Origin of the sequence: Enterobacter sp. 296B2 (assembly GCF_034106185.1) — a bacterium.
GTDB classification, from domain to species: domain Bacteria; phylum Pseudomonadota; class Gammaproteobacteria; order Enterobacterales; family Enterobacteriaceae; genus Enterobacter; species Enterobacter cloacae_N.
Map to the genome: position 1 here is coordinate 149529 of NZ_JAWNCA010000006.1, position 23828 is coordinate 173356.

General features: G+C 56.1%; 23 protein-coding genes and 3 tRNA genes. 12 read left to right on the forward strand and 14 right to left on the reverse strand.

Annotation, left to right across the window (positions count from 1 at the left end; all coding sequences use genetic code 11):
* Window positions 1–7: 7 nt before the first annotated feature.
* From amiB to nnr, 3 genes are read right to left on the reverse strand one after another with little or no spacing between them, the layout of a single operon-like run.
* On the reverse strand, window positions 8–1342 hold the full coding sequence (gene amiB, locus URZ40_RS06955; protein ID WP_116343617.1) for an N-acetylmuramoyl-L-alanine amidase AmiB: 1335 nt from the start codon (window positions 1340–1342) through the stop codon (window positions 8–10).
* A gap of 16 nt (window positions 1343–1358) precedes the next feature.
* Window positions 1359–1820: a tRNA (adenosine(37)-N6)-threonylcarbamoyltransferase complex ATPase subunit type 1 TsaE gene (gene tsaE / locus URZ40_RS06960; RefSeq protein WP_028015250.1), complete on the reverse strand. Its 462-nt coding sequence runs from the start codon at window positions 1818–1820 to the stop codon at window positions 1359–1361.
* Window positions 1813–3336, reverse strand: coding sequence for a bifunctional ADP-dependent NAD(P)H-hydrate dehydratase/NAD(P)H-hydrate epimerase (gene nnr, locus URZ40_RS06965; RefSeq protein WP_320720136.1), 1524 nt, complete (start codon window positions 3334–3336; stop codon window positions 1813–1815). Before nnr ends, tsaE begins: the two co-directional genes overlap by 8 nt.
* Between nnr and queG the strand changes: the two genes are divergently transcribed.
* Window positions 3335–4474 carry a tRNA epoxyqueuosine(34) reductase QueG gene (gene queG, locus URZ40_RS06970; protein ID WP_320720137.1) on the forward strand — a complete coding sequence of 380 codons (1140 nt, stop codon included), beginning with the start codon at window positions 3335–3337 and terminating at the stop codon, window positions 4472–4474. The genes nnr and queG overlap by 2 nt on opposite strands.
* Before the next feature lie 270 nt (window positions 4475–4744).
* Here the strand turns inward: queG and URZ40_RS06975 are convergent.
* From URZ40_RS06975 to orn, 4 genes are all read right to left on the reverse strand, one after another.
* Window positions 4745–4820, reverse strand: a tRNA-Gly gene (locus URZ40_RS06975).
* Between the two features lie 36 nt (window positions 4821–4856).
* A tRNA-Gly gene (locus tag URZ40_RS06980) sits at window positions 4857–4932 on the reverse strand.
* Between the two features lie 37 nt (window positions 4933–4969).
* A tRNA-Gly gene (locus tag URZ40_RS06985) sits at window positions 4970–5045 on the reverse strand.
* A gap of 196 nt (window positions 5046–5241) precedes the next feature.
* The gene (orn, locus tag URZ40_RS06990; RefSeq protein ID WP_028015247.1) at window positions 5242–5787 is read right to left on the reverse strand and encodes an oligoribonuclease; all 546 of its coding nucleotides are present in this window, start codon (window positions 5785–5787) and stop codon (window positions 5242–5244) included.
* A 107-nt stretch (window positions 5788–5894) separates the two neighbouring features.
* Between orn and rsgA the strand changes: the two genes are divergently transcribed.
* From rsgA to mscM, 3 genes are all read left to right on the forward strand, one after another.
* Window positions 5895–6947 (forward strand): small ribosomal subunit biogenesis GTPase RsgA, encoded by a 1053-nt coding sequence (gene rsgA / locus URZ40_RS06995; RefSeq protein ID WP_204320753.1) that lies wholly within the window; start codon window positions 5895–5897, stop codon window positions 6945–6947.
* A 97-nt stretch (window positions 6948–7044) separates the two neighbouring features.
* Complete coding sequence (asd, locus tag URZ40_RS07000; protein ID WP_028015245.1) at window positions 7045–8013, forward strand: archaetidylserine decarboxylase; 969 nt, start codon at window positions 7045–7047, stop codon at window positions 8011–8013.
* Between the two features lie 19 nt (window positions 8014–8032).
* A complete protein-coding gene (gene mscM / locus URZ40_RS07005) occupies window positions 8033–11356 on the forward strand; it encodes a miniconductance mechanosensitive channel MscM (protein ID WP_320720138.1) in 3324 nt (1107 codons plus the stop codon).
* Between the two features lie 37 nt (window positions 11357–11393).
* On the opposite strand, the gene yjeM is transcribed toward mscM, so the two are convergent.
* Together yjeM and epmA are read right to left on the reverse strand one after the other, a co-directional pair.
* On the reverse strand, window positions 11394–12893 hold the full coding sequence (yjeM, locus tag URZ40_RS07010) for a glutamate/gamma-aminobutyrate family transporter YjeM (RefSeq protein WP_320720139.1): 1500 nt from the start codon (window positions 12891–12893) through the stop codon (window positions 11394–11396).
* A 197-nt stretch (window positions 12894–13090) separates the two neighbouring features.
* Window positions 13091–14068, reverse strand: a complete 978-nt coding sequence (gene epmA, locus URZ40_RS07015) for an elongation factor P--(R)-beta-lysine ligase (RefSeq protein ID WP_163331116.1) — start codon at window positions 14066–14068, stop codon at window positions 13091–13093.
* A 310-nt stretch (window positions 14069–14378) separates the two neighbouring features.
* Here epmA and frdA point away from each other — a divergent pair, with 310 nt between their 5' ends.
* The 4 genes from frdA to frdD are packed head-to-tail and all read left to right on the forward strand — an operon-like array spanning window position 14379 to window position 17672.
* The gene (gene frdA / locus URZ40_RS07020; RefSeq protein WP_116344014.1) at window positions 14379–16169 is read left to right on the forward strand and encodes a fumarate reductase (quinol) flavoprotein subunit; all 1791 of its coding nucleotides are present in this window, start codon (window positions 14379–14381) and stop codon (window positions 16167–16169) included.
* Window positions 16162–16896, forward strand: a complete 735-nt coding sequence (locus tag URZ40_RS07025; protein WP_041911494.1) for a succinate dehydrogenase/fumarate reductase iron-sulfur subunit — start codon at window positions 16162–16164, stop codon at window positions 16894–16896. Before frdA ends, URZ40_RS07025 begins: the two co-directional genes overlap by 8 nt.
* 10 nt (window positions 16897–16906) lie before the next feature.
* Window positions 16907–17302, forward strand: coding sequence for a fumarate reductase subunit FrdC (gene frdC, locus URZ40_RS07030; protein WP_116344015.1), 396 nt, complete (start codon window positions 16907–16909; stop codon window positions 17300–17302).
* 10 nt (window positions 17303–17312) lie between these two features.
* Window positions 17313–17672: a fumarate reductase subunit FrdD gene (gene frdD, locus URZ40_RS07035; RefSeq protein WP_000609653.1), complete on the forward strand. Its 360-nt coding sequence runs from the start codon at window positions 17313–17315 to the stop codon at window positions 17670–17672.
* 29 nt (window positions 17673–17701) lie between these two features.
* Here the strand turns inward: frdD and ampR are convergent, their stop codons facing one another.
* Window positions 17702–18577 carry a LysR family transcriptional regulator AmpR gene (gene ampR / locus URZ40_RS07040; RefSeq protein ID WP_116344016.1) on the reverse strand — a complete coding sequence of 292 codons (876 nt, stop codon included), beginning with the start codon at window positions 18575–18577 and terminating at the stop codon, window positions 17702–17704.
* A 132-nt stretch (window positions 18578–18709) separates the two neighbouring features.
* Between ampR and blaACT the strand changes: the two genes are divergently transcribed.
* Window positions 18710–19855 carry an ACT family cephalosporin-hydrolyzing class C beta-lactamase gene (blaACT, locus tag URZ40_RS07045; protein WP_166712663.1) on the forward strand — a complete coding sequence of 382 codons (1146 nt, stop codon included), beginning with the start codon at window positions 18710–18712 and terminating at the stop codon, window positions 19853–19855.
* A gap of 106 nt (window positions 19856–19961) precedes the next feature.
* A complete protein-coding gene (locus URZ40_RS07050; RefSeq protein WP_116344017.1) occupies window positions 19962–20492 on the forward strand; it encodes a lipocalin family protein in 531 nt (176 codons plus the stop codon).
* On the opposite strand, the gene sugE is transcribed toward URZ40_RS07050, so the two are convergent.
* Entirely contained in the window at window positions 20489–20806 is a 318-nt protein-coding gene (gene sugE, locus URZ40_RS07055) for a quaternary ammonium compound efflux SMR transporter SugE (protein WP_061099494.1), read from the reverse strand. The genes URZ40_RS07050 and sugE overlap by 4 nt on opposite strands.
* Before the next feature lie 259 nt (window positions 20807–21065).
* Between sugE and URZ40_RS07060 the strand changes: the two genes are divergently transcribed.
* Window positions 21066–21665, forward strand: a complete 600-nt coding sequence (locus tag URZ40_RS07060; protein WP_116344018.1) for a LuxR C-terminal-related transcriptional regulator — start codon at window positions 21066–21068, stop codon at window positions 21663–21665.
* Between the two features lie 37 nt (window positions 21666–21702).
* Here the strand turns inward: URZ40_RS07060 and ecnB are convergent, their stop codons facing one another.
* From ecnB to efp, 3 genes are all read right to left on the reverse strand, one after another.
* Window positions 21703–21849 carry a lipoprotein toxin entericidin B gene (gene ecnB, locus URZ40_RS07065; protein ID WP_003025482.1) on the reverse strand — a complete coding sequence of 49 codons (147 nt, stop codon included), beginning with the start codon at window positions 21847–21849 and terminating at the stop codon, window positions 21703–21705.
* Between the two features lie 108 nt (window positions 21850–21957).
* Window positions 21958–22089: an entericidin A/B family lipoprotein gene (locus URZ40_RS07070; RefSeq protein WP_028015234.1), complete on the reverse strand. Its 132-nt coding sequence runs from the start codon at window positions 22087–22089 to the stop codon at window positions 21958–21960.
* Window positions 22090–22147: 58 nt separating this feature from the next.
* Window positions 22148–22714 carry an elongation factor P gene (gene efp, locus URZ40_RS07075; protein ID WP_003855940.1) on the reverse strand — a complete coding sequence of 189 codons (567 nt, stop codon included), beginning with the start codon at window positions 22712–22714 and terminating at the stop codon, window positions 22148–22150.
* A 40-nt stretch (window positions 22715–22754) separates the two neighbouring features.
* On the opposite strand from efp, the gene epmB reads away from it, so the two are divergent.
* Window positions 22755–23783 (forward strand): EF-P beta-lysylation protein EpmB, encoded by a 1029-nt coding sequence (epmB, locus tag URZ40_RS07080; RefSeq protein ID WP_320720141.1) that lies wholly within the window; start codon window positions 22755–22757, stop codon window positions 23781–23783.
* Window positions 23784–23828 lie beyond the last annotated feature (45 nt).

A 23828-nucleotide genomic window follows, 5' to 3' on the forward strand; every position in this document is an offset into this window, starting at 1 on the left:
ATTCTCCTTAATTTGTGGCGGTCAACTCACCCGGCTGCGCGGCGCTGGCCGTCTGGGCTGCCCCGCCCTGCGGCGCGGACTGCAGAGGATGCGCCTCAAAATATTTACGTAAACCGTTGTATATCGCTTCGGCAATTTGCTGCTGGTAGCTGTCGCTGCCCAGCAGGCGCTCTTCGCTGTTATTGCTGATAAAGCCCGTCTCCACCAAAATTGACGGAATATCCGGCGAACGCAGAACGCCCAGGCTCGCATGTTCCGGGCGACGCTTATGCAATGCTCCGATGCCCTGCAGCTGATTCAATACGTTAGTGGCGACATCATACCCGACGCGCTGAGAATGACCGAACTGTAAATCCAGCACCGCCTGGCTTAGATACGGGTCAGACTGGCTGTTAGCCAGCACATCACCCGCGCCGCCTAACAGTTCAGACTGTTTCTCATGCTCTTCCAGCCAGTTTGCCATTTCGCTGTTCGCCCGACGGTTCGACAGGACCCATACCGAGGCGCCCGTCGCGTTACGGTTCGGTGCGGCATCCGCGTGAATGGAGACCAGGAAATTGGCGTTTTGCTTACGCGCCACGTCTGAGCGGCCCATCACAGAGATAAAATAGTCGCCGTCGCGCGTCAGTACGCCTTTAAACATCGGATCGTCGTTTAACAACGTCCGCAGCTTGCGGGCCACTGCAATAGTGACATTTTTCTCTCGCGTGCCGCCCGGGCCAATCGCACCAGGGTCCTGACCACCGTGCCCGGCATCAATGGCGATAATCACTTTATCACCGCTGACCGCACGCCGCGCGCTGGACGCCGGACGCGTTACCGTATTGCTGCTGGTTGCCGCGGTGATGCGATCGTTCTGCGATTTAAACGGATTACGCGCAGGTTCCGATGGGCGCGGCGTATAGACCGGCTCTTCCACGCGTTTCGCGACAACCGGTGGCGGCGGAGGCGGCGGAACATCGGCATTGATGGTGAAGACCACCGTATAGTTCGCCCCGTTTTGCTGCTTCACCGCCTTCGTTTTACCCTTTTCGGTCAGATCGACCACCAGACGCAGCGACTGGCTGTCCTGCGGGGTACCCGAACGGATACTTTTCACCAGGTTGTTACCGCTGAACCGCAGCGGTAACCCCTGGATCACGCCAGTCTGTTTGATATCCAGCGCCACGCTGCGGCTGTCTGGCTGTGAAAACGCATATTCAGGGTCACCCATAAAGCTGAACGTGATCCGGGCCTGGCTTTCGCCGTTTGACACCTGAATATCCGAAAGGCTTGCCGCCCCGGCCTGCGCGCACAGCAGCACCGTCGCAGCCAACACCCAACCTTTAACGCGACTAATCATCCCGTCATCCCTACTCTTAACCGGCGAGACGCGCCAGTAAGGAACACCCTGATGAGGAAACCGCACTGATGCGAGCCTCACGCCCTTGCGCCTGGTAATCTAAGTGAATTTCGACATCCGGGTCAGGTAACACACCCGCACCTTGTTGCGGCCACTCCACCAGGCAGATGGCGTCGTTGGCAAAATAATCACGGATCCCCATAAATTCCAGCTCCTCAGGATCCGCAAGGCGATATAAATCAAAGTGGTACACCATAAGATTGTCGAGGGTGTACGGCTCGACCAGCGTGTAGGTTGGGCTTTTCACATTCCCGTTATGCCCTAACGCCTGCAAAAAACCCCGGCTGAAGGTGGTTTTACCCGCACCTAAATCACCATACAGATAAATGACGGTTGCCCCCTGACAGGCCTGCGCCACGCGCTTGCCGAGATCTAAAGTGGCTTGTTCATCAGGTAAAGGAATCGCTCGATTAGTCATTTTCTACGTCAATCACATCCGGGTTAACAACACGCCGCAGCGTGCAAAAGAGATCGGTGGCCAGCATACCGCGTGTACCCTCTCGCGCAGCAAGCCTGTCAGCTGCCGCGCCGTGGGCCACGCAGCCCGCACAGGCTGCATCATAAAGGGGAAGTTTCTGTCCAAGCAATGCGCCAATGATGCCTGAAAGCACATCGCCCATGCCGCCGCTCGCCATGCCCGCATTTCCGGCATCAATAATGCCCTGCGTCTCGTCACTGGCGACAACGGTTCCTGCCCCTTTCAAAACGGCAACACCTCCGTAACGTTTTACCAGACGCTGAGCAGAAAGTAAGCGATCGCTTTCAATTTCTGCCACGCTGCAGTTAAGCAGGCGCGCGGCTTCGCCGGGGTGTGGCGTCAGAATGCGATTGTGACGCTTATCCGGGTTTATTGCCAGAAGGTTAAGCGCGTCGGCATCCCACAGCATCGGTTTACGAAAATTTTCGACCTTTTGCAGGGCCTGTTTACCCCATGCCTGCTGTCCAAGACCGGGACCAATGACCACCACATCCGCCCATTCGAGGCTTTCTTCAAGCGTCTGGGGCGTAAGCTCATGGACCATCAGTTCCGGTCGAGCTGTAATGATTGGCGTAATGTTCTCGATGCGAGTGAGTACTCGCACTAATCCGGCACCGCTGCGCAGTGCCGCCTCACCGGCCATGCGAACCGCACCTGCCGTACCGCGATCGCCACCAATAATCACCAGCCTGCCGTGGTCGCCCTTATGGGACGTTGGGCGGCGCGGCGGAAGCCACTCTTTTAGCTGCGAGGCATCAAAGCGCGACAGGCGCGTTTCCTGCCCTGCGAGCCAGCTCTCCAGCCCCAGGGCGTTATGGTGCAATACGCCAACCACATCCCGGGCTTTTCCGGTTAACAAGCCCGGCTTCAGAGCGATAAAGGTCACGGTGTGCGCAGCCTGAATAACGGCGCCAGGCGTCGCGCCGGTCTGCGCGATCAGGCCCGACGGAATGTCCAGCGCCACTACCGGCGCGGAGTGCCCGTTAGCGTGTTCAATAAGCGCGGCGATGTTCTCGCGAGGCGCGCTGCGTAGCCCGGTCCCCAGCAGACCATCAACAATCAGATCAACATCTTCCGGCCAGACGATATCAGGGGCATGAATCACGCCGCCTGCATTCAGCCATGCCTCCCGCGCCGCGCCGGCCTCTTCCGGCAGGGGCTTATCACTTTCCAGCGCCAGCAAGGTAATGCGGATACCGGCCGCAACCGCGAGACGCGCAGCAACGTAGCCGTCGCCGCCGTTATTGCCGTGCCCACACAAAATCAGCCAGTGAGTGGATTGCGGGTACGCGCCGCGAGCAACATTAAACGCCGCCTCTCCCGCGCGCTGCATCAGTTCATAAAGGGTAATGCCGAGGCTGTCTGCGGCCTCTTTTTCGGCGCGCCGGAGGTCATCCGCATGCCAGATGGAATGTGGTATACTTGCGGGGTTTTTCTTCACCGTATGGTCCGTCATGTCACAGCCCCTCGATCTCAATGAATTAGCGCAAAAAATAAAACAGTGGGGTGCTGAGCTTGGCTTTCAGAAGGTAGGCATTACCGATACCGACCTCTCTGCCAGCGAGCCAAAACTGCAGGCCTGGCTGGACAAACAATACCACGGCGAAATGGAGTGGATGGCGCGTCACGGCATGATGCGTGCCCGTCCACATGAGCTTTTACCGGGTACATTGCGCGTCATCAGCGTGCGCATGAACTACCTGCCTGCCAACGCGGCCTTTGCGCGCACGCTAAAAAATCCCTCTCTGGGTTACGTCAGCCGGTACGCCCTGGGGCGTGATTACCATAAGCTACTGCGTAACCGTTTAAAAAAACTCGGGGAAACTATTCAGCAGCACTGTGTTTCGCTGAATTTTAGACCCTTTGTCGATTCCGCGCCTATTCTTGAGCGTCCGATCGCCGAAAAAGCCGGGCTTGGCTGGACAGGTAAGCACTCACTTATCCTTAGCCGCGACGCCGGATCGTTCTTCTTCCTCGGTGAACTGCTGATTGATTTACCCCTGCCGGTAGACGGCCCGGTAGAGGAAGGCTGTGGCCGCTGCGTGGCCTGCATGACCATCTGCCCGACTGGCGCCATCGTTGAGCCGTACACTGTTGATGCGCGCCGCTGCATTTCCTATCTCACCATCGAGCTCGAAGGAGCGATCCCGGAAGAGTTTCGACCGCTTATCGGTAACCGCATCTACGGCTGCGACGACTGCCAGCTGATCTGCCCGTGGAACCGCTATTCACAGCTGACGGATGAAGAAGACTTCAGTCCCCGCAAGGCGTTACATGCCCCCCAGTTGATCGAACTGTTCGCCTGGACCGAAGCCTGGTTCCTGAAGGTGACGGAAGGTTCCGCCATTCGGCGTATCGGCCACCTGCGCTGGCTGCGAAACGTGGCCGTCGCGCTGGGCAATGCCCCGTGGGATAAAGCAAATATTCAGGCGCTTGAAAGTCGTAGAGGTGAGCACCCACTTCTTGATGAACACATAGAATGGGCGATTGCGCAGCAAATCGAGAAGCGCAATGCCTGCGTGGTCGAGGTGCAGCTTCCTCAGAAACAGCGGCTGGTGAGGGTGATTGAAAAAGGGCTCACGCGGGATGCGTGATATATTCACAGCCTGTGAATAAAAATAAAAACTCAAGCGCCATCTGGACTTGAGAAGAGGTCAAGTGATCTCGCTAACATTTTGAAATGAAAATTTATCCATTAAATCCAATGGATTGCAAAGATACTATTCACCCTGCTAACTTTCTGTACGGTTTGGGTAAAGCGCGAATTCTGTGGATAACTCTGTTTACAAGAGTATTTCAGATGCAATAGAAAACGTCCCCAGCGTGTCTTTTCGCTGTGGATATTTTAGAGATTAAGAAGAATTTGGAGCGGGAAACGAGACTCGAACTCGCGACCCCGACCTTGGCAAGGTCGTGCTCTACCAACTGAGCTATTCCCGCTTGGGTGGTCCGTGCTTTAGAAGCACTTTCAAATTTTGGAGCGGGAAACGAGACTCGAACTCGCGACCCCGACCTTGGCAAGGTCGTGCTCTACCAACTGAGCTATTCCCGCTTGGGCAGTCCGTGCTTGAGAAGCACTTTTCAAATTTTGGAGCGGGAAACGAGACTCGAACTCGCGACCCCGACCTTGGCAAGGTCGTGCTCTACCAACTGAGCTATTCCCGCAAATCTGTACTGCTTTTGTTGCTGTCGTAACGTGTAATTCTCTGTCGTTACGGGAGGCGCATTATACGAGAAATCCTTTTAGCTGCAACCCCCCTGAAAGTGATTTTTTCGAAATTCAGTTCAAATGCTTATTTAATCGGCAAGCTGAACAATTTAACGACAAAATCCCGGCCACGCAAGGCGCCGGATCTCAAAATCACAGCTTAATAAAGTTTTCGCGGTAGTACGCGAGTTCCGCCACAGACTCGCGGATATCGTCCATCGCCTGGTGCGTTCCTTGCTTTTTGAAGCCATCAAGGATTTCTGGTTTCCAGCGACGCGCCAGCTCTTTCAGGGTACTGACATCCAGATAGCGGTAGTGAAAGTAAGACTCCAGCTCCGGCATATACTTAAACAGGAAACGGCGATCCTGGCCGATGCTGTTCCCGCAGATCGGCGATTTACCCGCCGGCACCCACTGCTTCAGAAATTCGAGCGTCGCCAGTTCCGCCTCGCGGTCACCCAACGTGCTGGCCTTCACGCGCTCCACCAGCCCGCTTCCGGTATGGGTGCGCACGTTCCACTCGTCCATCAGCGCCAGCTGGTCGTCGGACTGATGCACCGCAATCGTTGGCCCTTCGGCCAGGATATTCAGGTTGGCATCGGTGACCAGGGTTGCAATCTCAATAATGCGATCGCGCTCGGGATCCAGCCCGGTCATTTCGAGATCGATCCAAATCAGGTTGTTTTCATCCGCGCTCATGTTATTTTCCACCCTTCTCGCATAACCGGCAGTAGCAGGTTAACTAGTATTAATTAGAGTGTATCATAGAGGTTTTGCCCCTTACGGGCGACCAGGAGCCAGTGCGATTGAGTAAAAATAAACTCTCCAAAGGGCAGCAGCGCCGCGTGAATGCCAATCACCAGCGCCGTCTTAAAACCACTTCGGAGAAGGTCGATTACGACGACAACCTGTTTGGCGAACCAACGGAAGGCGTAGTCATCAGCCGTTTCGGTATGCACGCTGACGTGGAATCCGCCGATGGTGAAATCCACCGCTGCAACATCCGCCGGACCATTCGTTCTCTGGTGACCGGTGACCGCGTCGTATGGCGTCCGGGTAAAGAGGCGGCGGAAGGCGTTACGGTAAAAGGTATCGTTGAAGCGGTTCATGAACGTACGTCCGTGTTAACCCGTCCCGATTTTTACGACGGGGTGAAGCCGATTGCCGCCAACATTAACCAGATTGTTATCGTATCGGCGATTTTGCCTGAACTTTCGCTCAATATTATCGACCGATACCTCGTCGCGTGCGAAACGCTGCAGGTTGAACCGATTATCGTGCTGAACAAAATCGATCTGCTGGATGACGAAGGCATGGCTTTCGTTAATGAGCAGATGGATATCTATCGCAAGATTGGCTATCGCGTCCTGATGGTCTCCAGCCATACTAAAGATGGCCTCAAACCGCTGGAAGAGGCGCTTACCGATCGCATCAGCATTTTTGCGGGCCAGTCCGGCGTAGGCAAATCGAGCCTGTTGAACAATCTGCTCGGCCTCCAGCAGGAGATCCTCACCAACGATGTGTCTGACGTCTCGGGTCTGGGCCAGCACACCACTACCGCCTCGCGTCTGTATCACTTCCCGCACGGCGGCGATGTCATCGACTCCCCGGGCGTGCGTGAATTCGGTTTATGGCATCTTGAGCCGGAACAAATCTTTAATGGATTTGTCGAATTCCATGATTATTTAGGCGCTTGCAAATACCGCGACTGTAAACACGATAACGATCCAGGCTGCGCTATCCGCGAAGCGGTTGAGAAAGGTGAGATTGCGGAGACCCGCTTCGACAATTACCACCGCATTCTTGAGAGCATGGATCAGGTAAAAACGCGTAAAAACTTTTCTGATTCTGACAACTGACAACTAAGCTAAGCATCGCTAAAATCGTCCCCTTTTTTCAGGTTCCGGCGGCTTACCGCCGGATCAGGAACGACAAAACAATGGCCTGGAGGCTACCTTGTTAAACGCATTTAAACTTTCGCTTCAATACATTCTGCCAAAACTGTGGCTCACTCGCCTGGCGGGCTGGGGCGCAAGCAAACGCGCGGGCTGGCTGACCAAACTGGTCATCGACCTTTTCGTGAAGTATTACAAGGTCGACATGAAAGAAGCGCAGAAGCCGGACACCGCCAGCTACCGCACGTTCAACGAGTTTTTCGTGCGCCCGCTGCGCGACGAAGTGCGCCCGCTGAACACCGATCCTAACGTCCTGGTGATGCCAGCAGACGGGGTGATCAGCCAGCTGGGTAACATCGAAGACGACAAAATCCTGCAGGCGAAAGGCCATAACTACAGCCTGGAAGCGCTGCTGGCGGGCAATTACCTGATGGCGGATCTGTTCCGCAACGGCACCTTTGCCACCACCTATCTGTCACCGCGCGACTACCACCGCGTGCATATGCCGTGTAACGGTATCCTGCGTGAGATGATCTACGTGCCGGGCGATCTGTTCTCCGTAAACCACCTGACCGCGCAAAACGTACCGAACCTGTTTGCCCGTAACGAGCGCGTCATCTGCCTGTTCGATACTGAATTCGGCCCTATGGCGCAGATTCTGGTGGGCGCGACCATTGTCGGCAGTATTGAAACCGTCTGGGCTGGCACCATCACCCCACCGCGTGAGGGCGTAATCAAGCGCTGGACGTGGCCTGCTGGTGAAGAGGAAGGCTCTGTCGCCCTGCTGAAAGGTCAGGAGATGGGCCGCTTTAAACTGGGTTCGACCGTCATCAACCTGTTTGCGCCGGGCAAAGTGAAGCTGGCTGAACAGCTTGAAAGCCTGTCGGTCACTAAGCTTGGCCAGCCGCTGGCGGTCTCTACCGAAACCTTCGTGACGCCGGACGCAGAACCTGCTCCGCTGCCGCAAGAAGAGATTGACGCCGAGCACGACGCCAGCCCGCTGGTTGACGACAAAAAAGACGAAGGCTAACAACAGAAGGATCGCTGACGTGCGCCCGATTATCGTTTTACTGATGGCCTGGTGCCTCAGCATGGGGGCGTACGCAGCGACAGCCCCCGACGCCAAACAGATAGCCCAGGAACTGGAGCAGGCGAAAGCGGCTAAACCCGCTCAGCCAGAGACCGTTGAGTCGCTCCAGTCCGCACTGAACGCGCTTGAAGAGCGGAAAGGCTCGCTTGAGCGCGCTCAGCAGTATCAGCAGGTTATCGACAACTTCCCTAAACTCTCGCAAACGCTGCGCGCGCAGCTCGCTAATCTGCGCGATGAGCCGCGCAATGTGCCGGAAGGCATGACCACCGACGCCCTGAATCAGGAAATCCTGCAGGTGAGCAGCCAGCTTCTGGAAAAGAGCCGCCAGGCTCAGCAGGAGCAGGAGCGGGCGCGTGAAATTGCCGACTCCCTCAGTCAGCTTCCGCAGCAGCAAACCGACGCCCGCCGCCAGCTTAACGACGTTGAGCGTCGCGTGGGGACGCAAAGCGGCAATACGCCGCAGGCTCAGGCGCAAAATCTGGGTCTGCAGGCCGAATCAGCTCGTCTGAAGGCCCTTGTGGATGAGCTGGAGCTGGCGCAGCTTTCCGCCAACAACCGCCAGGAGCTGGCGCGGATGCGCTCTGAACTCGCTCAGAAGCAGAGCGAGCAGCTGGATGCGTATCTTCAGGCCCTGCGTAATTTGCTTAACAGCCAGCGTCAGCGCGAAGCCGAGCGTGCGCTTGAAAGCACCGAGCTGCTGGCGGAAAACAGTGCCAATCTGCCAGAAGGTATCGTCGATCAGTTTAAGGTCAACCGCGAGCTTTCTGCCGCCCTGAATCAGCAGGCGCAGCGTATGGATCTGGTTGCCTCCCAGCAGCGCCAGGCGACGAATCAAACCCTGCAGGTGCGCCAGGCGCTCAACACCCTGCGCGAGCAGTCCCAGTGGCTCGGGTCATCAAACCTGCTGGGCGAAGCGTTACGCGCCCAGGTCGCACGCCTGCCGGAAATGCCGAAGCCGCAGCAGCTGGATACCGAGATGGCCCAGCTTCGCGTGCAGCGACTGCACTTTGAAGATCTTCTCAATAAGCAGCCGCAAATTCGCCAGATCCGTCAGGCTGACGGACAACCCCTGACCAGCGAGCAAAACCGTATTCTGGAAGCCCAGCTGCGCACCCAGCGCGAGCTGCTGAACTCCCTGCTGCAGGGCGGGGATACGCTGATTCTGGAACTGACTAAGCTCAAGGTGTCTAACAGCCAACTGGAAGACGCGCTGAAAGAGGTGAACGAGGCGACGCACCGTTATCTCTTCTGGACGTCCGACGTGCGTCCGATGACCTTCTCGTGGCCAATAGAGATCGTTCAGGATCTGCGCCGCCTGATTTCGCTGGACACCTTCAGTCAGCTCGGACAGGCCAGCGTGATGATGCTGACCAGTAAAGAGACGATAATCCCGCTGCTGGGCGCGTTGATTCTGGTGGGCTTCAGCATTTACTCGCGCAGACATTTCACCCGCTTCCTGGAGCGTTCCAGCGCGCGGGTGGGGAAAGTCACTCAGGATCATTTCTGGCTGACGTTGCGCACCGTGTTCTGGTCGATTCTCGTGGCGTCTCCGCTGCCGGTGCTGTGGATGACGCTTGGCTATGGCCTGCGGGAAGCCTGGCCCTATCCGCTCGCGGTCGCCATTGGCGATGGCGTCACCGCTACGGTGCCGCTGCTGTGGGTGGTGATGATTTGCGCCACGTTCGCACGGCCGAATGGCTTGTTCATTGCCCACTTTAGCTGGCCGCGTAACCGCGTGGCGCGCGCCATGCGCTACTACCTGATGAGCATCGGGCTGATTGTGCCGCTGATTATGGCGCTGATCATGTTTGATAATCTCAACGACCGGGAATTTTCAGGCTCGCTGGGCCGCCTCTGCTTTATGCTGATCTGCGGCGCGCTGGCCATCGTGACGCTCAGCCTGAAACGCGCGGGGATACCGCTCTATCTGGATAAATCTGGCAGCGGCGAAAACATGTTCAACCGGCTGCTCTGGAACCTCCTGCTGAGCGCCCCTTTGATTGCGATGCTGGCAGCCGCGGTAGGTTACCTGGCAACCTCGCAGGCACTTCTGGCGCGACTGGAAACGTCGGTGGCGATCTGGTTCCTGCTGCTGGTGGTGTATCACGTGATCCGTCGCGGGATGCTGATCCAGCGCCGTCGTCTGGCCTTCGACCGCGCCAAGCATCGCCGGGCGGAGATCCTCGCTCAGCGTGCCCGGGGTGAGGAAGAGCCAACCCATGTCAACAGCACGGAAGGCACGATGGATGCCGACGAGGTCGAACTGGATCTGGATGCAATCAGTACCCAGTCTCTGCGCCTGGTGCGCTCCCTCCTGATGCTGATTGCCCTTCTGTCGGTGATTTTCCTGTGGTCAGAAATTCATTCCGCGTTTGGCTTCCTGGAGAATATCTCTCTGTGGGACGTGACGTCCACGGTGCAGGGCGTTGAAAGCCTGGAGCCGATCACCTTAGGCGCGGTGCTGATTGCCATTCTGGTGCTGATCATCACCACCCAACTGGTGCGTAACTTCCCGGCACTGCTGGAGCTGGCGCTGCTGCAGCATCTGGATTTAACCCCCGGCACGGGATACGCCATTACGACCATTACGAAATACCTGATACTGCTGTTTGGCGGGATGGTTGGTTTCTCAATGATTGGTATTGAGTGGTCTAAACTGCAGTGGCTGGTAGCGGCGCTGACGTTTGGCCTTGGCTTTGGCATGCAGGAGATTTTCGCTAACTTTGTGTCCGGCCTCATCATCTTGTTTGAAAAGCCGATTCGTATTGGCGATACGGTGACGATCCGCGATCTGACCGGGAGCGTAACGAAGATCAACACCCGTGCCACCACGATCAGCGACTGGGACCGTAAAGAGATCATCGTGCCGAACAAGGCGTTTATTACCGAGCAGTTTATCAACTGGTCGCTGTCGGACTCCGTTACGCGCGTGGTGCTGACGGTACCGGCGCCGTCGGATGCCAACAGCGAAGAGGTCACGCAGATCCTCTACACCGCCGCCGAACGCTGCACGCTGGTGCTCGATAACCCCGTACCGGAAGTGTTCCTGGTCGATTTACAGCAGGGGATCCAGATTTTCGAACTGCGTATTTACGCTGCCGAAATGGGGCACCGTATGCCGCTGCGCCATGAGATCCACCAGCTGATTCTGGCGGGCTTCCGCGAGCACGGTATTGATATGCCGTTCCCACCGTTCCAGATGCGTCTGGAAAGTATGGACGGACGCAAGATGGGTAAAACGCTCACGTCGGCAGCAAGATCGCGCCCGGCGGGCAGTTTGTAATCTTTCTCCCCTCCCTTTCGGGAGGGGGATTTTACCGCTACGCCACTTCCGCGACGTACGCCATTGAACGCCGACGGTAATTCTCATAAATTCCCATCGCCAGCAGCGAGAAGAAGATCGGCCCACCGACCATCCACAGCGAGCTGTTCCAGTCGTTTGCCTCAACCACGGGCTGAATAACGGTAAAGATGTTGGCAAATGCCACGACCAGCACCACCACCGTAGTTGCCAGCAGCGTTGCCGCGCGGGTTTTGAAGATCACAAACGGACGCTCAAGGTCCCGCTTCGCCTTAAAGAACGGGAACGCCAGGGTGAGGAACAGGTACGGCAGCGTCATCGACACGTTCGCCATCAGGGTCAGCTTGTTATAGAACGCAGACGCGGTATCACCGCCAAATGACACCAGCAGAATGAACACGCACACCAGCAGACACTGCATCCACATGGCGTTGGCAGGCATGCCTGCGGTATTCAGCTGCGTCATGCGTGCCGGCCACAGCGCTTTTGGCGTGCCCTGAATGATCGCTTTCAGCGGCGAGTAGATCAGCGTAAAGAACGCGCCGGTATAGGCAAGGAACATCGACAGGCCGGTAATGCGCGCAAACCAGATCCCCATGGTGGCCGATGCTTCCGGCGTCAGGTGCATGGCGTTACCCAACGTCATCCCCAGGCTTTTCATCAGCACGTAGGTGATGTTCCCGAGGTTAGTGGTGTCGTTACTCAACACCTGCTGCCAGCTGGTACTGACGCCCCAGAGGAAAATCGCCAGCGAGTAGCCGATGGAGATGACGATGGCGGCAAAAATAATCCCTTTGGCGAAATTCTTTTCCGGGTTCTCGGTCTTATCGACCAGCCCGCCTACCGCTTCAATACCGCCGTAGGCAAAAATGGCAAACACCACGAAGGAGAGCATGGCCAGCCCTGACTGGTAGCCCGGATTAGGCGATGATACGAAGTTCACCTCCTGCGCGAAGTGCCCGCCGTTCAGGTACAGAATGGCGATACTCGCCAGCAGCAGCACCAGGTTCAGGCACATCACGGAAATACCGCCAACGGCGGTGATACGGGCAATTTTGTTGATGCCTTTTGCCGCTACCAGCGTGACCACCACCATCCAGCACACCGCCAGAATACCGACCACCTGCGTGGAGCTTAGCCCCGCCAGAGACCATATCTGCGTTTTATCCGCCCCGAAAAGAAACGTTGAGAACGGCACCCAGACTTTGGCCGCCGTGCTGACCATCCAGACGACGTAGGAGGAGAACCACATAAACGTGCCGATAAACGCGTAACGCGGGCCGATGCTGTTGTTCATCCACGAGTAGATACCGCCCTCTTCTTTCCGGTAAGCCGAGCCCATCTCCGCCATCATCAGCGCAAACGGGATAAAGAAGAACAGAGCAGAAACGATATAAAACGGCGTCGCGCTGTAGCCCATCAGATAGAAAGCCGACGGGCTATTGGCAAAGCCAAAGACTGACGTAAAAATCATCAGGATGAGCCCGGTGAGGGTCATCTTTTTGAGTGAGTGGGACATATAACCATCCGAAGAGGAATTAAACTGCGCGGATGGTAGCAGATGACCAGACTAATATTGTGGCTATACGAGGCAATTTAAGAAAAAGACCTGTGTACAGAGAAAATGGCAGTTTTTAATGTTGCCGTGCGGAAATGGAAAGGAATATTGCCACAGGTAATGTATGCCGGGTAAGCGCTGCGCCACCCGGCATTTTTTCAGGCGCGATCGACCGTAAAGGCAATCACATCGCCGAGATGCTCGGCGTCCAGCGCCAGCATGACCAGACGGTCAACCCCCAGCGCCACGCCGGAGCAATCCGGCAGGCCCGCTTTTAAGGCTTCCAGCAGGTTAGTATCAATCGGCTGCTGCGGCAGACCGCGCGCGGCGCGCTTGCGGTTATCCTGCTCGAAACGCTGCTGCTGTTCGCGCGCGTCGGTCAGCTCGTGGAAGCCGTTCGCCAGCTCGATGCCTTTGTAATAGACCTCAAAACGCTCTGCCACGCGGTGATCTTCGGTGCTGATCTGCGCCAGAGACGCCTGGCTTGCGGGGAAGTGATAGACAAACGTCGGACGTTCTTTACCAATCTGCGGTTCCACGCCGAAGGTGAACAGCAGCTGCAGCAGCGTGTCGCGATCCTCCTCGGTATCCGCCACGTTGCTCAGATCCAGTTTTGCCGCCACTTCACGCAGCTGAGCTTTGTCCGCCGACAGCGGATCGATTTCCAGATGGCGCTGGAAGGCCTGTTGATAGGAGAGCGTTTCGGCTTCTGAACAGTCCAGCACCTGCTGCAGCAGATCGTCCACCTCGTTCATCAGGCGGTACATATCATAATGCGGGCGGTACCACTCCAGCATGGTGAATTCCGGGTTATGGTGACGCCCCATCTCTTCATTACGGAAGCTGCGGCACAGCTGATACACCGGACCACACCCCGCCGCCAGCAGGCGCTTCATGTGATATTCCGGGCTGGTCATCAGATACAGATTCATGCCCTGAGAGTGGCCAGGGCCAACAAAACGGGTTTCAAACGGGACCAGATGAATATCCGTTACCGTTGCCTGACTCATGCACGGGGTTTCCACCTCCAGGACGCCGCGGTCGGCAAAGAAACGGCGGATCTCCGTCATAATTGCGGCGCGTTTTAACAGATTTGGGATGGATGCGCTCGGCTGCCAGGTGGCCGTTTCGCTCATGAGTTTTTCTCCGATTTCAGACAAGGGCACGAAGTCTACTCGTTAGCAGGGACAGAGACAAATTTTGCGCAGTAAAAAAGCGCATTTCATTTAAGTGGATTATTTCGTGACGCAATTCATCAATCACAATGATAAATCACCGCACAGAACAGCAAAAAAATCGAACACGTCAAATTTCCCTGACGTCTACACGGTTATACTCTTTTACCCATAAAGGAGCAGTGGAAACGCTTTCGCAATCGTCCGCGTGGACGGGTGAACTACCTTTAGTTTGTCGCGTTGCGAAATAACAAAAATCTGGAGGAATGTCGTGCAAACTTTTCAAGCCGATCTTGCCGTAATAGGCGCTGGCGGGGCTGGATTACGTGCTGCGATTGCTGCAGCACAAGCTAATCCTGACGCTAAAATCGCATTGATTTCAAAAGTCTATCCAATGCGCAGCCACACGGTGGCAGCAGAAGGAGGGTCCGCCGCCGTTGCGCAGGATCATGACAGCTTCGAATACCATTTCCACGACACGGTTGCAGGGGGCGACTGGCTTTGCGAACAGGATGTCGTTGACTACTTCGTGCACCATTGTCCAACTGAAATGACCCAGCTTGAACAGTGGGGATGTCCGTGGAGCCGCCGTCCGGACGGCAGCGTCAACGTTCGTCGCTTCGGGGGGATGAAAATCGAACGTACCTGGTTCGCCGCCGATAAGACCGGCTTCCACATGCTGCACACCCTGTTCCAGACCTCTCTTCAGTTCCCACAAATCCAGCGCTTTGATGAACATTTCGTCCTCGACATTCTGGTCGATGACGGTCATGCACGTGGCCTGGTGGCGATGAACATGATGGAAGGCACCCTCGTCCAGATCCGTGCCAATGCGGTGGTGATGGCAACGGGCGGTGCGGGACGCGTCTATCGCTACAACACCAACGGCGGCATCGTCACCGGTGACGGCATGGGCATGGCGCTGAGCCACGGCGTGCCGCTGCGCGATATGGAGTTTGTACAGTATCACCCAACCGGTCTGCCGGGCTCGGGCATTCTGATGACGGAAGGCTGCCGCGGCGAAGGCGGTATCCTGGTCAACAAAAACGGCTACCGCTATCTGCAGGATTACGGCATGGGCCCGGAAACCCCTCTCGGCGAGCCGAAGAACAAATACATGGAACTCGGCCCGCGCGACAAAGTCTCTCAGGCCTTCTGGCACGAGTGGCGCAAGGGCAACACCATCTCCACGCCGCGCGGCGACGTGGTCTATCTCGATCTGCGTCACCTGGGCGAGAAGAAACTGCTGGAGCGTCTGCCGTTCATCTGCGAACTGGCGAAAGCTTACGTCGGCGTCGATCCGGTGAAAGAGCCGATTCCGGTACGCCCAACCGCGCACTACACCATGGGCGGGATTGAAACCGACCAACAGTGTGAAACCCGCATTAAAGGGCTGTTCGCCGTAGGCGAGTGTTCCTCCGTCGGCCTGCACGGCGCCAACCGCCTGGGCTCTAACTCGCTGGCAGAGCTGGTCGTCTTTGGCCGCATGGCGGGCGAGCGTGCGATGGAGCGTGCGGCGACCGCAGGCGAAGCAAACGGCGCAGCGCTGGATGCGCAGGTCACAGACGTTGAAAAACGCCTGAAGGATCTGGTGAACCAGGAAGGTAACGAGAACTGGTCGAAGATCCGCGACGAGATGGGCCTGTCGATGGAAGAAGGCTGCGGTATCTACCGTACGCCGGAACTGATGCAGAAAACCGTCGACAAGCTGGCGGAACTGCAGGAGCGCTTCAAGCGCGTGCGCATCACCGACACCTCCAGCGTCTTCAATACCGACCTGCTCTATACCATTGAGCTGGGCCACGGCCTGAACGTCGCAGAATGTATGGCGCACTCTGCGCTGGCGCGTAAAGAGTCTCGCGGCGCACACCAGCGTCTGGACGAAGGCTGTACCGAACGTGACGACGTCAATTTCCTGAAACACACTCTCGCCTGGCGCGATGCGGATGGCACCACGCGTCTGGATTACAGCGACGTGAAAATCACCACGCTGCCACCGGCTAAACGCGTGTACGGCGCAGAAGCAGAAGCCGCCGAGAAGAAGGAGAAGGCGAATGGCTGAGATGCAAAAACTGAAAGTTGAAGTGGTGCGCTACAACCCGGAAGTGGATACCGCCCCCCACAGCGCTTTCTATGAAGTGCCCTATGACGAGCAAACCTCCCTGCTGGATGCGCTCGGCTATATCAAAGACAACCTGGCGCCGGACCTGAGCTACCGCTGGTCCTGCCGCATGGCGATCTGTGGCTCCTGCGGCATGATGGTCAACAAGGTACCGAAGCTGGCGTGTAAAACCTTCCTGCGCGATTACACTAAGGGCATCAAGGTTGAAGCGCTGGGCAACTTCCCGATCGAGCGCGATCTGGTGGTCGATATGACCCACTTTATCGAAAGTCTGGAAGCGATTAAGCCGTACATCATCGGCAACCCACGCACGCCGGACCAGGGTCCGAACACCCAGACGCCGGCGCAGATGGCGAAATACCATCAGTTCTCTGGCTGCATCAACTGCGGCCTGTGCTACGCCGCCTGTCCACAGTTTGGCCTGAACCCGGAGTTCATCGGCCCGGCCGCCATTACCCTGGCGCACCGCTATAACGAAGACAGCCGCGACCACGGTAAAAAAGAACGTATGGCGCAGCTTAACGGTCAGAACGGCGTCTGGACCTGTACCTTTGTGGGCTACTGCTCCGAAGTCTGTCCAAAGCACGTCGACCCGGCCGCCGCCATTCAACAGGGTAAAGTGGAAAGCTCGAAAGACTTTCTTATCGCTACCCTGAAACCACGCTAAGGAGTGCATAATGACGACTAAACGCAAAGCCTACGTGCGGCCAGTGCCGTCCACCTGGTGGAAAAACCTGCCGTTTTATCGCTTCTATATGCTGCGTGAAGGCACGGCGGTACCGGCGGTCTGGTTCAGCCTTGAGCTGATGTACGGCGTTTTCGCCCTCAAACACGGGCCGGAAACCTGGGCCAGCTTTGTGGGGTTCCTGCAAAACCCAATCATCGTAGTTCTGAACCTGATCGCGCTCGCGGCGGCGCTGCTTCATACCAAAACCTGGTTTGAACTGGCGCCAAAAGCGGCGAATATCATCATAAAAGACGAAAAAATGGGGCCGGAGCCAGTCATTAAAGGGCTGTGGGCAGTGACGATCCTGGTCACTGTGGTCGTTCTGTTTGTCGCACTGTTCTGGTAAGGAGACTACTGTGATCAATCCAAATCCAAAACGTTCAGACGAGCCGGTCTTCTGGGGCCTGTTTGGCGCAGGCGGCATGTGGAGTGCCATCATCGCCCCGGTTATCATCCTGCTGGTCGGCATTATGCTGCCGCTGGGGCTGTTCCCGGGCGATGCGCTGAGCTACGAGCGCGTGCTGGCGTTTGCGAGCAGCTTTATCGGCCGCGTATTCATCTTCCTGATGATCGTCCTGCCATTGTGGTGCGGTCTGCACCGTATTCACCATGCGATGCATGACCTGAAAATCCATGTGCCGAGCGGTAAATGGGTATTCTACGGGCTGGCAACCATCCTGACCGTGGTGACGCTGATTGCGGTTGTCACTATCTGACGCTTCTGGCCCGCCATCCGGCGGGCCTTTTATTTCTTCATCTTTCCCACCAGCCACTGGGCAAATTCACGCATTGCGGACGTTTCAGCCCGCGACTGCAGTCTCGTTAACCAGTAACTGCCCAGATCAATTTGCGTTGTAAACGGCTGCACAATACGCTCGCTGTTCAGCAAATGGGTAAACATATCGACAGGCGCAATGGCAATGCCCATACCTGCCTGCGCGGCTTCCAGCATGGTGACAGACGAATCAAATACCATCACCCGGTGCGTTGGCGAGGGAGGATGCTCGCCTGCCGCCTGCATCCATGCCGACCATTCGTCGCGTCGGTAAGAGCGCAGCAGGGTAAACTTCAGGATGTCGGTCGGAGAGTGGAGCACGGCGGCGATTTCGGGCGAGCAAAGCGGCGCCAGCGGTGCGGGGCACAGGAAGTGTGCCTCGGTGCCGTGCCACGCACCACCGCCGTAGCGGATCGTATAATCAAGCCCTTCAGCCGCCGGATCGACGCGGTTGTTGTGGGTGGAAAGATGGAGATCGATATGCGGATAACAGCGGCGAAAGTCTGCGAGCTGAGAGAATAAAACACCCGTAGCAAAAGTCCCAACCACGCCGATTTTTAGCTTCTCCTGGGCGCGCTGGCTGGCAAAGCGATCCAGCATTCCGGCGATACGATCGAATGAATCATTCAGCACCGGCAGCAGATTTTCCCCCTCCGTGGTCAGCATCAGGCCGCGCGAAACGCGGACAAACAGCTGACAATTCAGATGCTGTTCCAGCGCCTTAACGTGCTGACTGATGGCTGAATGGGTGACATTCAGCTCTATCGCGGCATGCGTAAAACTGAGATGCCGGGCGGCCGCTTCGAAGGCGCGAAGCGAATTAAGCGGGAGATAGCTGCGGGTCATCGTTCCATCCGTTAGAAAAATTAACAGCTCATGCTAAATTTAACCGTTTGTCAGCCATAGTCAAATCCAACAGACTACAGCGGTCTGTCGGGCCCGGACACTCCCTTGACCTGGTATTACGGAAGATAAATGATGATGACAAAATCCCTTTGCTGCGCCCTGCTGCTCAGCACCTCCTGCTCGGTATTAGCTGCCCCGATGTCAGAAAAACAGCTGGCTGACGTGGTGGAACGTACCGTTACGCCGCTGATGAAAGCGCAGGCCATTCCAGGCATGGCGGTGGCCGTGATTTATCAGGGCCAGCCACGCTACTTTACCTTCGGAAAAGCCGACATCGCGGCGAACAAACCCGTCACCCCGCAAACCCTGTTCGAGCTGGGCTCTATAAGTAAAACCTTCACCGGCGTGCTGGGAGGCGATGCCATTGCCCGCGGCGAAATATCGCTGGGCGATCCGGTAACCAAATATTGGCCTGAACTGACAGGCAAGCAGTGGCAGGGAATTCGCATGCTGGATCTGGCAACCTATACAGCAGGAGGTCTGCCGTTACAGGTACCGGATGAGGTCACGGATAACGCCTCCCTGCTGCGCTTCTATCAAAACTGGCAGCCGCAGTGGAAGCCGGGCACCACGCGTCTTTATGCCAACGCCAGCATCGGTTTGTTTGGCGCGCTGGCGATCAAACCTTCCGGCATGAGCTATGAGCAGGCCATGACGACGCGGGTCTTTAAGCCGCTCAAGCTCGACCATACCTGGATTAATGTTCCGAAAGCGGAGGAGGCGCATTACGCCTGGGGATATCGTGACGGTAAAGCGGTCCACGTTTCACCGGGCATGCTGGACGCAGAGGCGTATGGCGTGAAAACCAACGTGCAGGATATGGCAAGCTGGGTGATGGCCAACATGGCCCCTGACGCGCTGCAGGATACGTCCCTGAAGCAAGGCATTACGCTGGCGCAGTCCCGCTACTGGCGCGTGGGTGCTATGTATCAGGGGCTGGGCTGGGAGATGCTCAACTGGCCGGTCGATGTAAAAACCGTTGTCGGAGGCAGCGATAACAAGGTTGCCCTGGCACCGTTGCCCGCGAGAGAAGTGAATCCTCCGGCGCCTCCGGTAAAAGCCTCATGGGTGCATAAAACCGGCTCAACCGGCGGGTTTGGCAGCTACGTGGCATTTATTCCTGAAAAGCAGCTCGGCATTGTGATGCTGGCAAATAAAAGCTATCCGAACCCGGCGCGAGTTGAGGCGGCATACCGTATTCTTGACGCGATGCAGTAAAACATTGCCGGGTAGCGCTAACGCTTACCCGGCGAAACACCCGCACTTTGCTCCGCTTTTTTCCTGCTGTCATCTACACTTAACAAAAAACAGTAAGGAAACTCCTATGCGCATTCTGCCTGTTATCGCCGCGGTGACGGCCGCGTTTTTGGTTGTTGCCTGCAGTTCCCCTACCCCACCGCCTGGCGTCACCGTCGTCACGCCTTTTGATGCACAACGCTTCCTCGGAACATGGTACGAAATCGCACGCCTCGATCACCGGTTTGAGCAAGGCCTGGAGAAGGTCACGGCACATTACAGCCTGATGGATGATGGCGGTATTCAGGTGATCAACCGGGGTTATAATCCCGATCGAGAGATGTGGCAGCAGTCGGTTGGGAAAGCCTACTTCACTGGTGACCCGCGACGGGCCGCGCTCAAAGTCTCTTTCTTCGGCCCGTTTTATGGCGGCTATAACGTAATAGCGCTCGACAGAGAGTACCGTCACGCGCTGGTCTGCGGGCCGGATCGCGACTATCTGTGGATACTTTCCCGCACGCCAACTATTTCGTCAGAAATGAAACAGCAGATGCTGGACGTCGCGACCCGGCAGGGGTTTGATGTATCGAAACTCATCTGGGTAAAACAGCCCCATTAATGGGTGCTGAGCTTCAGTCCAATGATACCGGCCACAATCAGAGCGAGGCTGGCAATGCGCGCCAGGCTCGCTGACTCACCCAGCAGCAAAATGCCGGTAATCGCCGCGCCTACGGCACCGATCCCCGTCCAGACGGCGTAGGCCGTTCCCACCGGCAGGGAACGCATCGCCCACGAGAGCAGAACAATACTCACGATCATCGCAGTAACGGTAATGACGCTGGGCGTCAGGCGGGTAAATCCGTGCGTGTACTTGAGACCAATCGCCCACACCACTTCGAGCAGGCCAGCAATCAAAAGAATAATCCAGGACATATCAGGCTCCTTAACTTAAAAAAAGTTGGGGCCGTCCCCGATGAAGGAAGCGCTTACGGGTCGTCCCGCAAGGCAGATAACACCCCATATTTTGGTTAGTGTGCGATTTTTTTTCAATCAATTTCTGCTGATCGCGTTAAGCCCAGAAATAGCCGCAGTAAGGCGCGGAGTTCAGGCATTTATTACTCATCGGACTTCTCTATGATGATGTGCTTTCTGATGGCAGGAAGCCAAACCACTAGCCGATTGCGAATAAAATATGTTCAAAATTCTTTTGATTGACCGTTGTCACTTCACCCGTACCGGGTTCGAAGCATGGCTCAATCATTCCGGTTTGTTCCCGGGGCACTACGTTGTGACCGGGCTGAACAATCTCTTCCTTGCCAGAGAACACATTCTGCAATGGAAACCCGCGCTGGTTATCGCTGACCTGCATGGTTTCCGCCAGGATATTCACCATTTTCAGCAATTCTCGTCCTTGCTGAACGCCAGCGAAAAGTTACCCTTTATTATGCTGCAATCAGGAGAGGACAGGGACATGACGGCCTGGCTGGAGAACTTCCCGGTCTGGTCTTCGCTGATGAAAAATGCCCGTCTTGAGGAACTCGCGGCGGTTATTAATGACGCGTTAATCTCGGGCGCAAGCACGCACAGACCTACTGTGGCCGCTCCCTTGCTAACCCGACAGGAAGAGAAAGTGCTGACATTGTGGATGGACGGCGCGAGCAATCAAAAAATTGCTGCTCACCTGAGTATCAATGGCAAAACGGTTTATACCTATAAACGAAATATCCGCATGAAACTGCATATGGATACGCGCTTTTCACCCTTTTTATCCTTGCAGGAGTCAGAAAGCTGACGGTACGAAACCCATTCGGTCCCGTACCGTGTGTTCATTACTGCTGAGCTTTCGTTGCCGCACCAGAGATCGCGCTACCGCCTTCAGAAATATCCTGACCGACGCCGCGCGTGGTATTACAGGCCGTTAACACTGAAGAAAGTACCAGGACTGAAAAGATCGCTGCAATTGTCTTCTTAACCATAATATCTTCCTTTTATAGCCAAAGTTGTTTTGTGTATAGCAACTTAAGAATAGACAAGATCCCGTCGGTTGACGGAAAAGGAAGCATTTTTAGGAAAATTAGACGAGCCTAGCTGGCTGCGTGGGAAATGATATGTCCAAGGTCCTGGATATCTTCCCCCATGCCACGCGCGGTGTTACAGCCGGAAAGCAGTACGCTGGAGAGCGCTAACAGAAGCAGAATTTTAACGGTACGTTTCATCATCCCTGCCTGCAAAAATCAGGCGCAGCGGGCGCTGCGCCTCGAATCATGACGTAAATTACTTCACGCGGGATACGTATTCGCCGGAGCGAGTATCCACTTTGATCACTTCACCGATCTGAACGAACAGTGGCACTTTCACCACAGCGCCAGTGGAGAGCGTTGCTGGCTTGCCGCCAGTACCCGCGGTATCACCTTTCAGACCTGGATCGGTTTCAACGATTTCCAGCTCAACAAAGTTTGGTGGGGTAACAGCGATAGGCTGGCCGTTCCACAGGGTCACGATGCACTCAGCCTGATCCAGCAACCACTTCGCGTTATCGCCAATTGCTTTCGCGTCAGCAGACAGCTGCTCGAACGTTTCGTTGTTCATGAAGTGCCAGAACTCACCGTCGTTGTACAGGTAAGTCAGGTTCATATCGACAACATCAGCGCCTTCAGCAGAGTCAGTAGATTTGAAGGTTTTCTCAACACGGGTACCGGTCAGCAGGCGGCGCAGCTTAACGCGTGCGAATGCCTGGCCTTTACCTGGTTTAACGAATTCGCTGGCTTCAACCGCGTACGGTTCGCCGTCCATCATGATTTTAAGACCAGCACGAAAATCGTTGCTATAGTACGTTGCCATAAGGCCCTCTAAATTTGTTAACTGGTAGCTAAGCCACAAAATGGCGCATATTGTAACCCTAAACACCCCGTCCAGAGAAGATTGGTTATCGCAACTTGCCGATGTAATCACCAGTCCTGATGAATTGCTGCGTCTTTTAGACCTCGATCAGCACCCGGAGTTGCTTGCAGGCCGCGAGGCAAAGCGACTTTTCGCCCTGCGCGTTCCCCGCGCGTTTGTTGCGCGCATGGAAAAAGGCAATCCAGACGATCCTTTATTAAAACAGACGCTTACGTCACAGGATGAGTTTATTACAGCGCCGGGATACAGCACCGATCCGCTGGAAGAGCAGAACAGCGTGGTGCCGGGTTTACTGCACAAATATCTCAATCGCGCCCTGCTGCTGGTAAAAGGCGGCTGCGCGGTTAATTGTCGTTATTGCTTCCGTCGGCACTTCCCGTACGCCGAAAACCAGGGAAATAAGCGTAACTGGCAGGTTGCGCTGGACTATATCGCCGCCCATCCAGAGCTGGATGAGATTATTTTTTCCGGCGGTGACCCGCTGATGGCAAAAGATCATGAGCTGGACTGGCTTTTGACGCAGCTTGAAGCCATCCCGCACATCAAACGTCTGCGCATTCACAGCCGTTTACCGATTGTCATTCCGGCACGTATCACTGACGGCCTGGTTGCGCGCCTGGAGCAGTCCCGTCTGCAGGTGCTGCTGGTAAACCATATCAACCACGCGAACGAAATCGACGATGAATTTCGCGCGGCGATGGCGCGTCTGCGTAAGGCGGGCGTCACTCTGCTCAACCAAAGCGTCCTCCTGCGCGGCGTGAACGATAATGCCCGCGTGCTGGCCGAGCTCAGCAACGCCTTGTTTGACGCAGGCGTGATGCCCTATTACCTGCACGTGCTGGATCGCGTGCAGGGTGCGGCACACTTCATGGTGACGGATGAGGAAGCCCGACAGATTATGCGCGAGCTGTTAACGCTGGTTTCAGGGTATATGGTGCCGAAACTGGCACGCGAGATTGGCGGAGAGCCGAGTAAGACGCCGCTGGATTTGCAACTGCGGCAGCGCTAAAAGGCAGGTGGCGCTACGCTTACCTGCCCTACGAGGTGGGGCGCA

Coding starts and splice junctions, on each gene's coding strand:
- URZ40_RS07050 (WP_116344017.1), top strand. CDS start 19,962: ATGCGCATTCTGCCTGTTATCGCCGCGGTGACGGCCGCGTTTTTGGTT.
- orn (WP_028015247.1), bottom strand. CDS start 5,787: ATGAGCGCGGATGAAAACAACCTGATTTGGATCGATCTCGAAATGACC.
- ampR (WP_116344016.1), bottom strand. CDS start 18,577: ATGACCCGCAGCTATCTCCCGCTTAATTCGCTTCGCGCCTTCGAAGCG.
- ecnB (WP_003025482.1), bottom strand. CDS start 21,849: ATGGTTAAGAAGACAATTGCAGCGATCTTTTCAGTCCTGGTACTTTCT.
- URZ40_RS07070 (WP_028015234.1), bottom strand. CDS start 22,089: ATGAAACGTACCGTTAAAATTCTGCTTCTGTTAGCGCTCTCCAGCGTA.
- nnr (WP_320720136.1), bottom strand. CDS start 3,336: ATGACGGACCATACGGTGAAGAAAAACCCCGCAAGTATACCACATTCC.
- amiB (WP_116343617.1), bottom strand. CDS start 1,342: ATGATTAGTCGCGTTAAAGGTTGGGTGTTGGCTGCGACGGTGCTGCTG.
- blaACT (WP_166712663.1), top strand. CDS start 18,710: ATGATGACAAAATCCCTTTGCTGCGCCCTGCTGCTCAGCACCTCCTGC.
- epmB (WP_320720141.1), top strand. CDS start 22,755: ATGGCGCATATTGTAACCCTAAACACCCCGTCCAGAGAAGATTGGTTA.
- queG (WP_320720137.1), top strand. CDS start 3,335: ATGTCACAGCCCCTCGATCTCAATGAATTAGCGCAAAAAATAAAACAG.
- epmA (WP_163331116.1), bottom strand. CDS start 14,068: ATGAGCGAAACGGCCACCTGGCAGCCGAGCGCATCCATCCCAAATCTG.
- frdC (WP_116344015.1), top strand. CDS start 16,907: ATGACGACTAAACGCAAAGCCTACGTGCGGCCAGTGCCGTCCACCTGG.
- URZ40_RS07025 (WP_041911494.1), top strand. CDS start 16,162: ATGGCTGAGATGCAAAAACTGAAAGTTGAAGTGGTGCGCTACAACCCG.
- yjeM (WP_320720139.1), bottom strand. CDS start 12,893: ATGTCCCACTCACTCAAAAAGATGACCCTCACCGGGCTCATCCTGATG.
- efp (WP_003855940.1), bottom strand. CDS start 22,714: ATGGCAACGTACTATAGCAACGATTTTCGTGCTGGTCTTAAAATCATG.
- tsaE (WP_028015250.1), bottom strand. CDS start 1,820: ATGACTAATCGAGCGATTCCTTTACCTGATGAACAAGCCACTTTAGAT.
- sugE (WP_061099494.1), bottom strand. CDS start 20,806: ATGTCCTGGATTATTCTTTTGATTGCTGGCCTGCTCGAAGTGGTGTGG.
- URZ40_RS07060 (WP_116344018.1), top strand. CDS start 21,066: ATGTTCAAAATTCTTTTGATTGACCGTTGTCACTTCACCCGTACCGGG.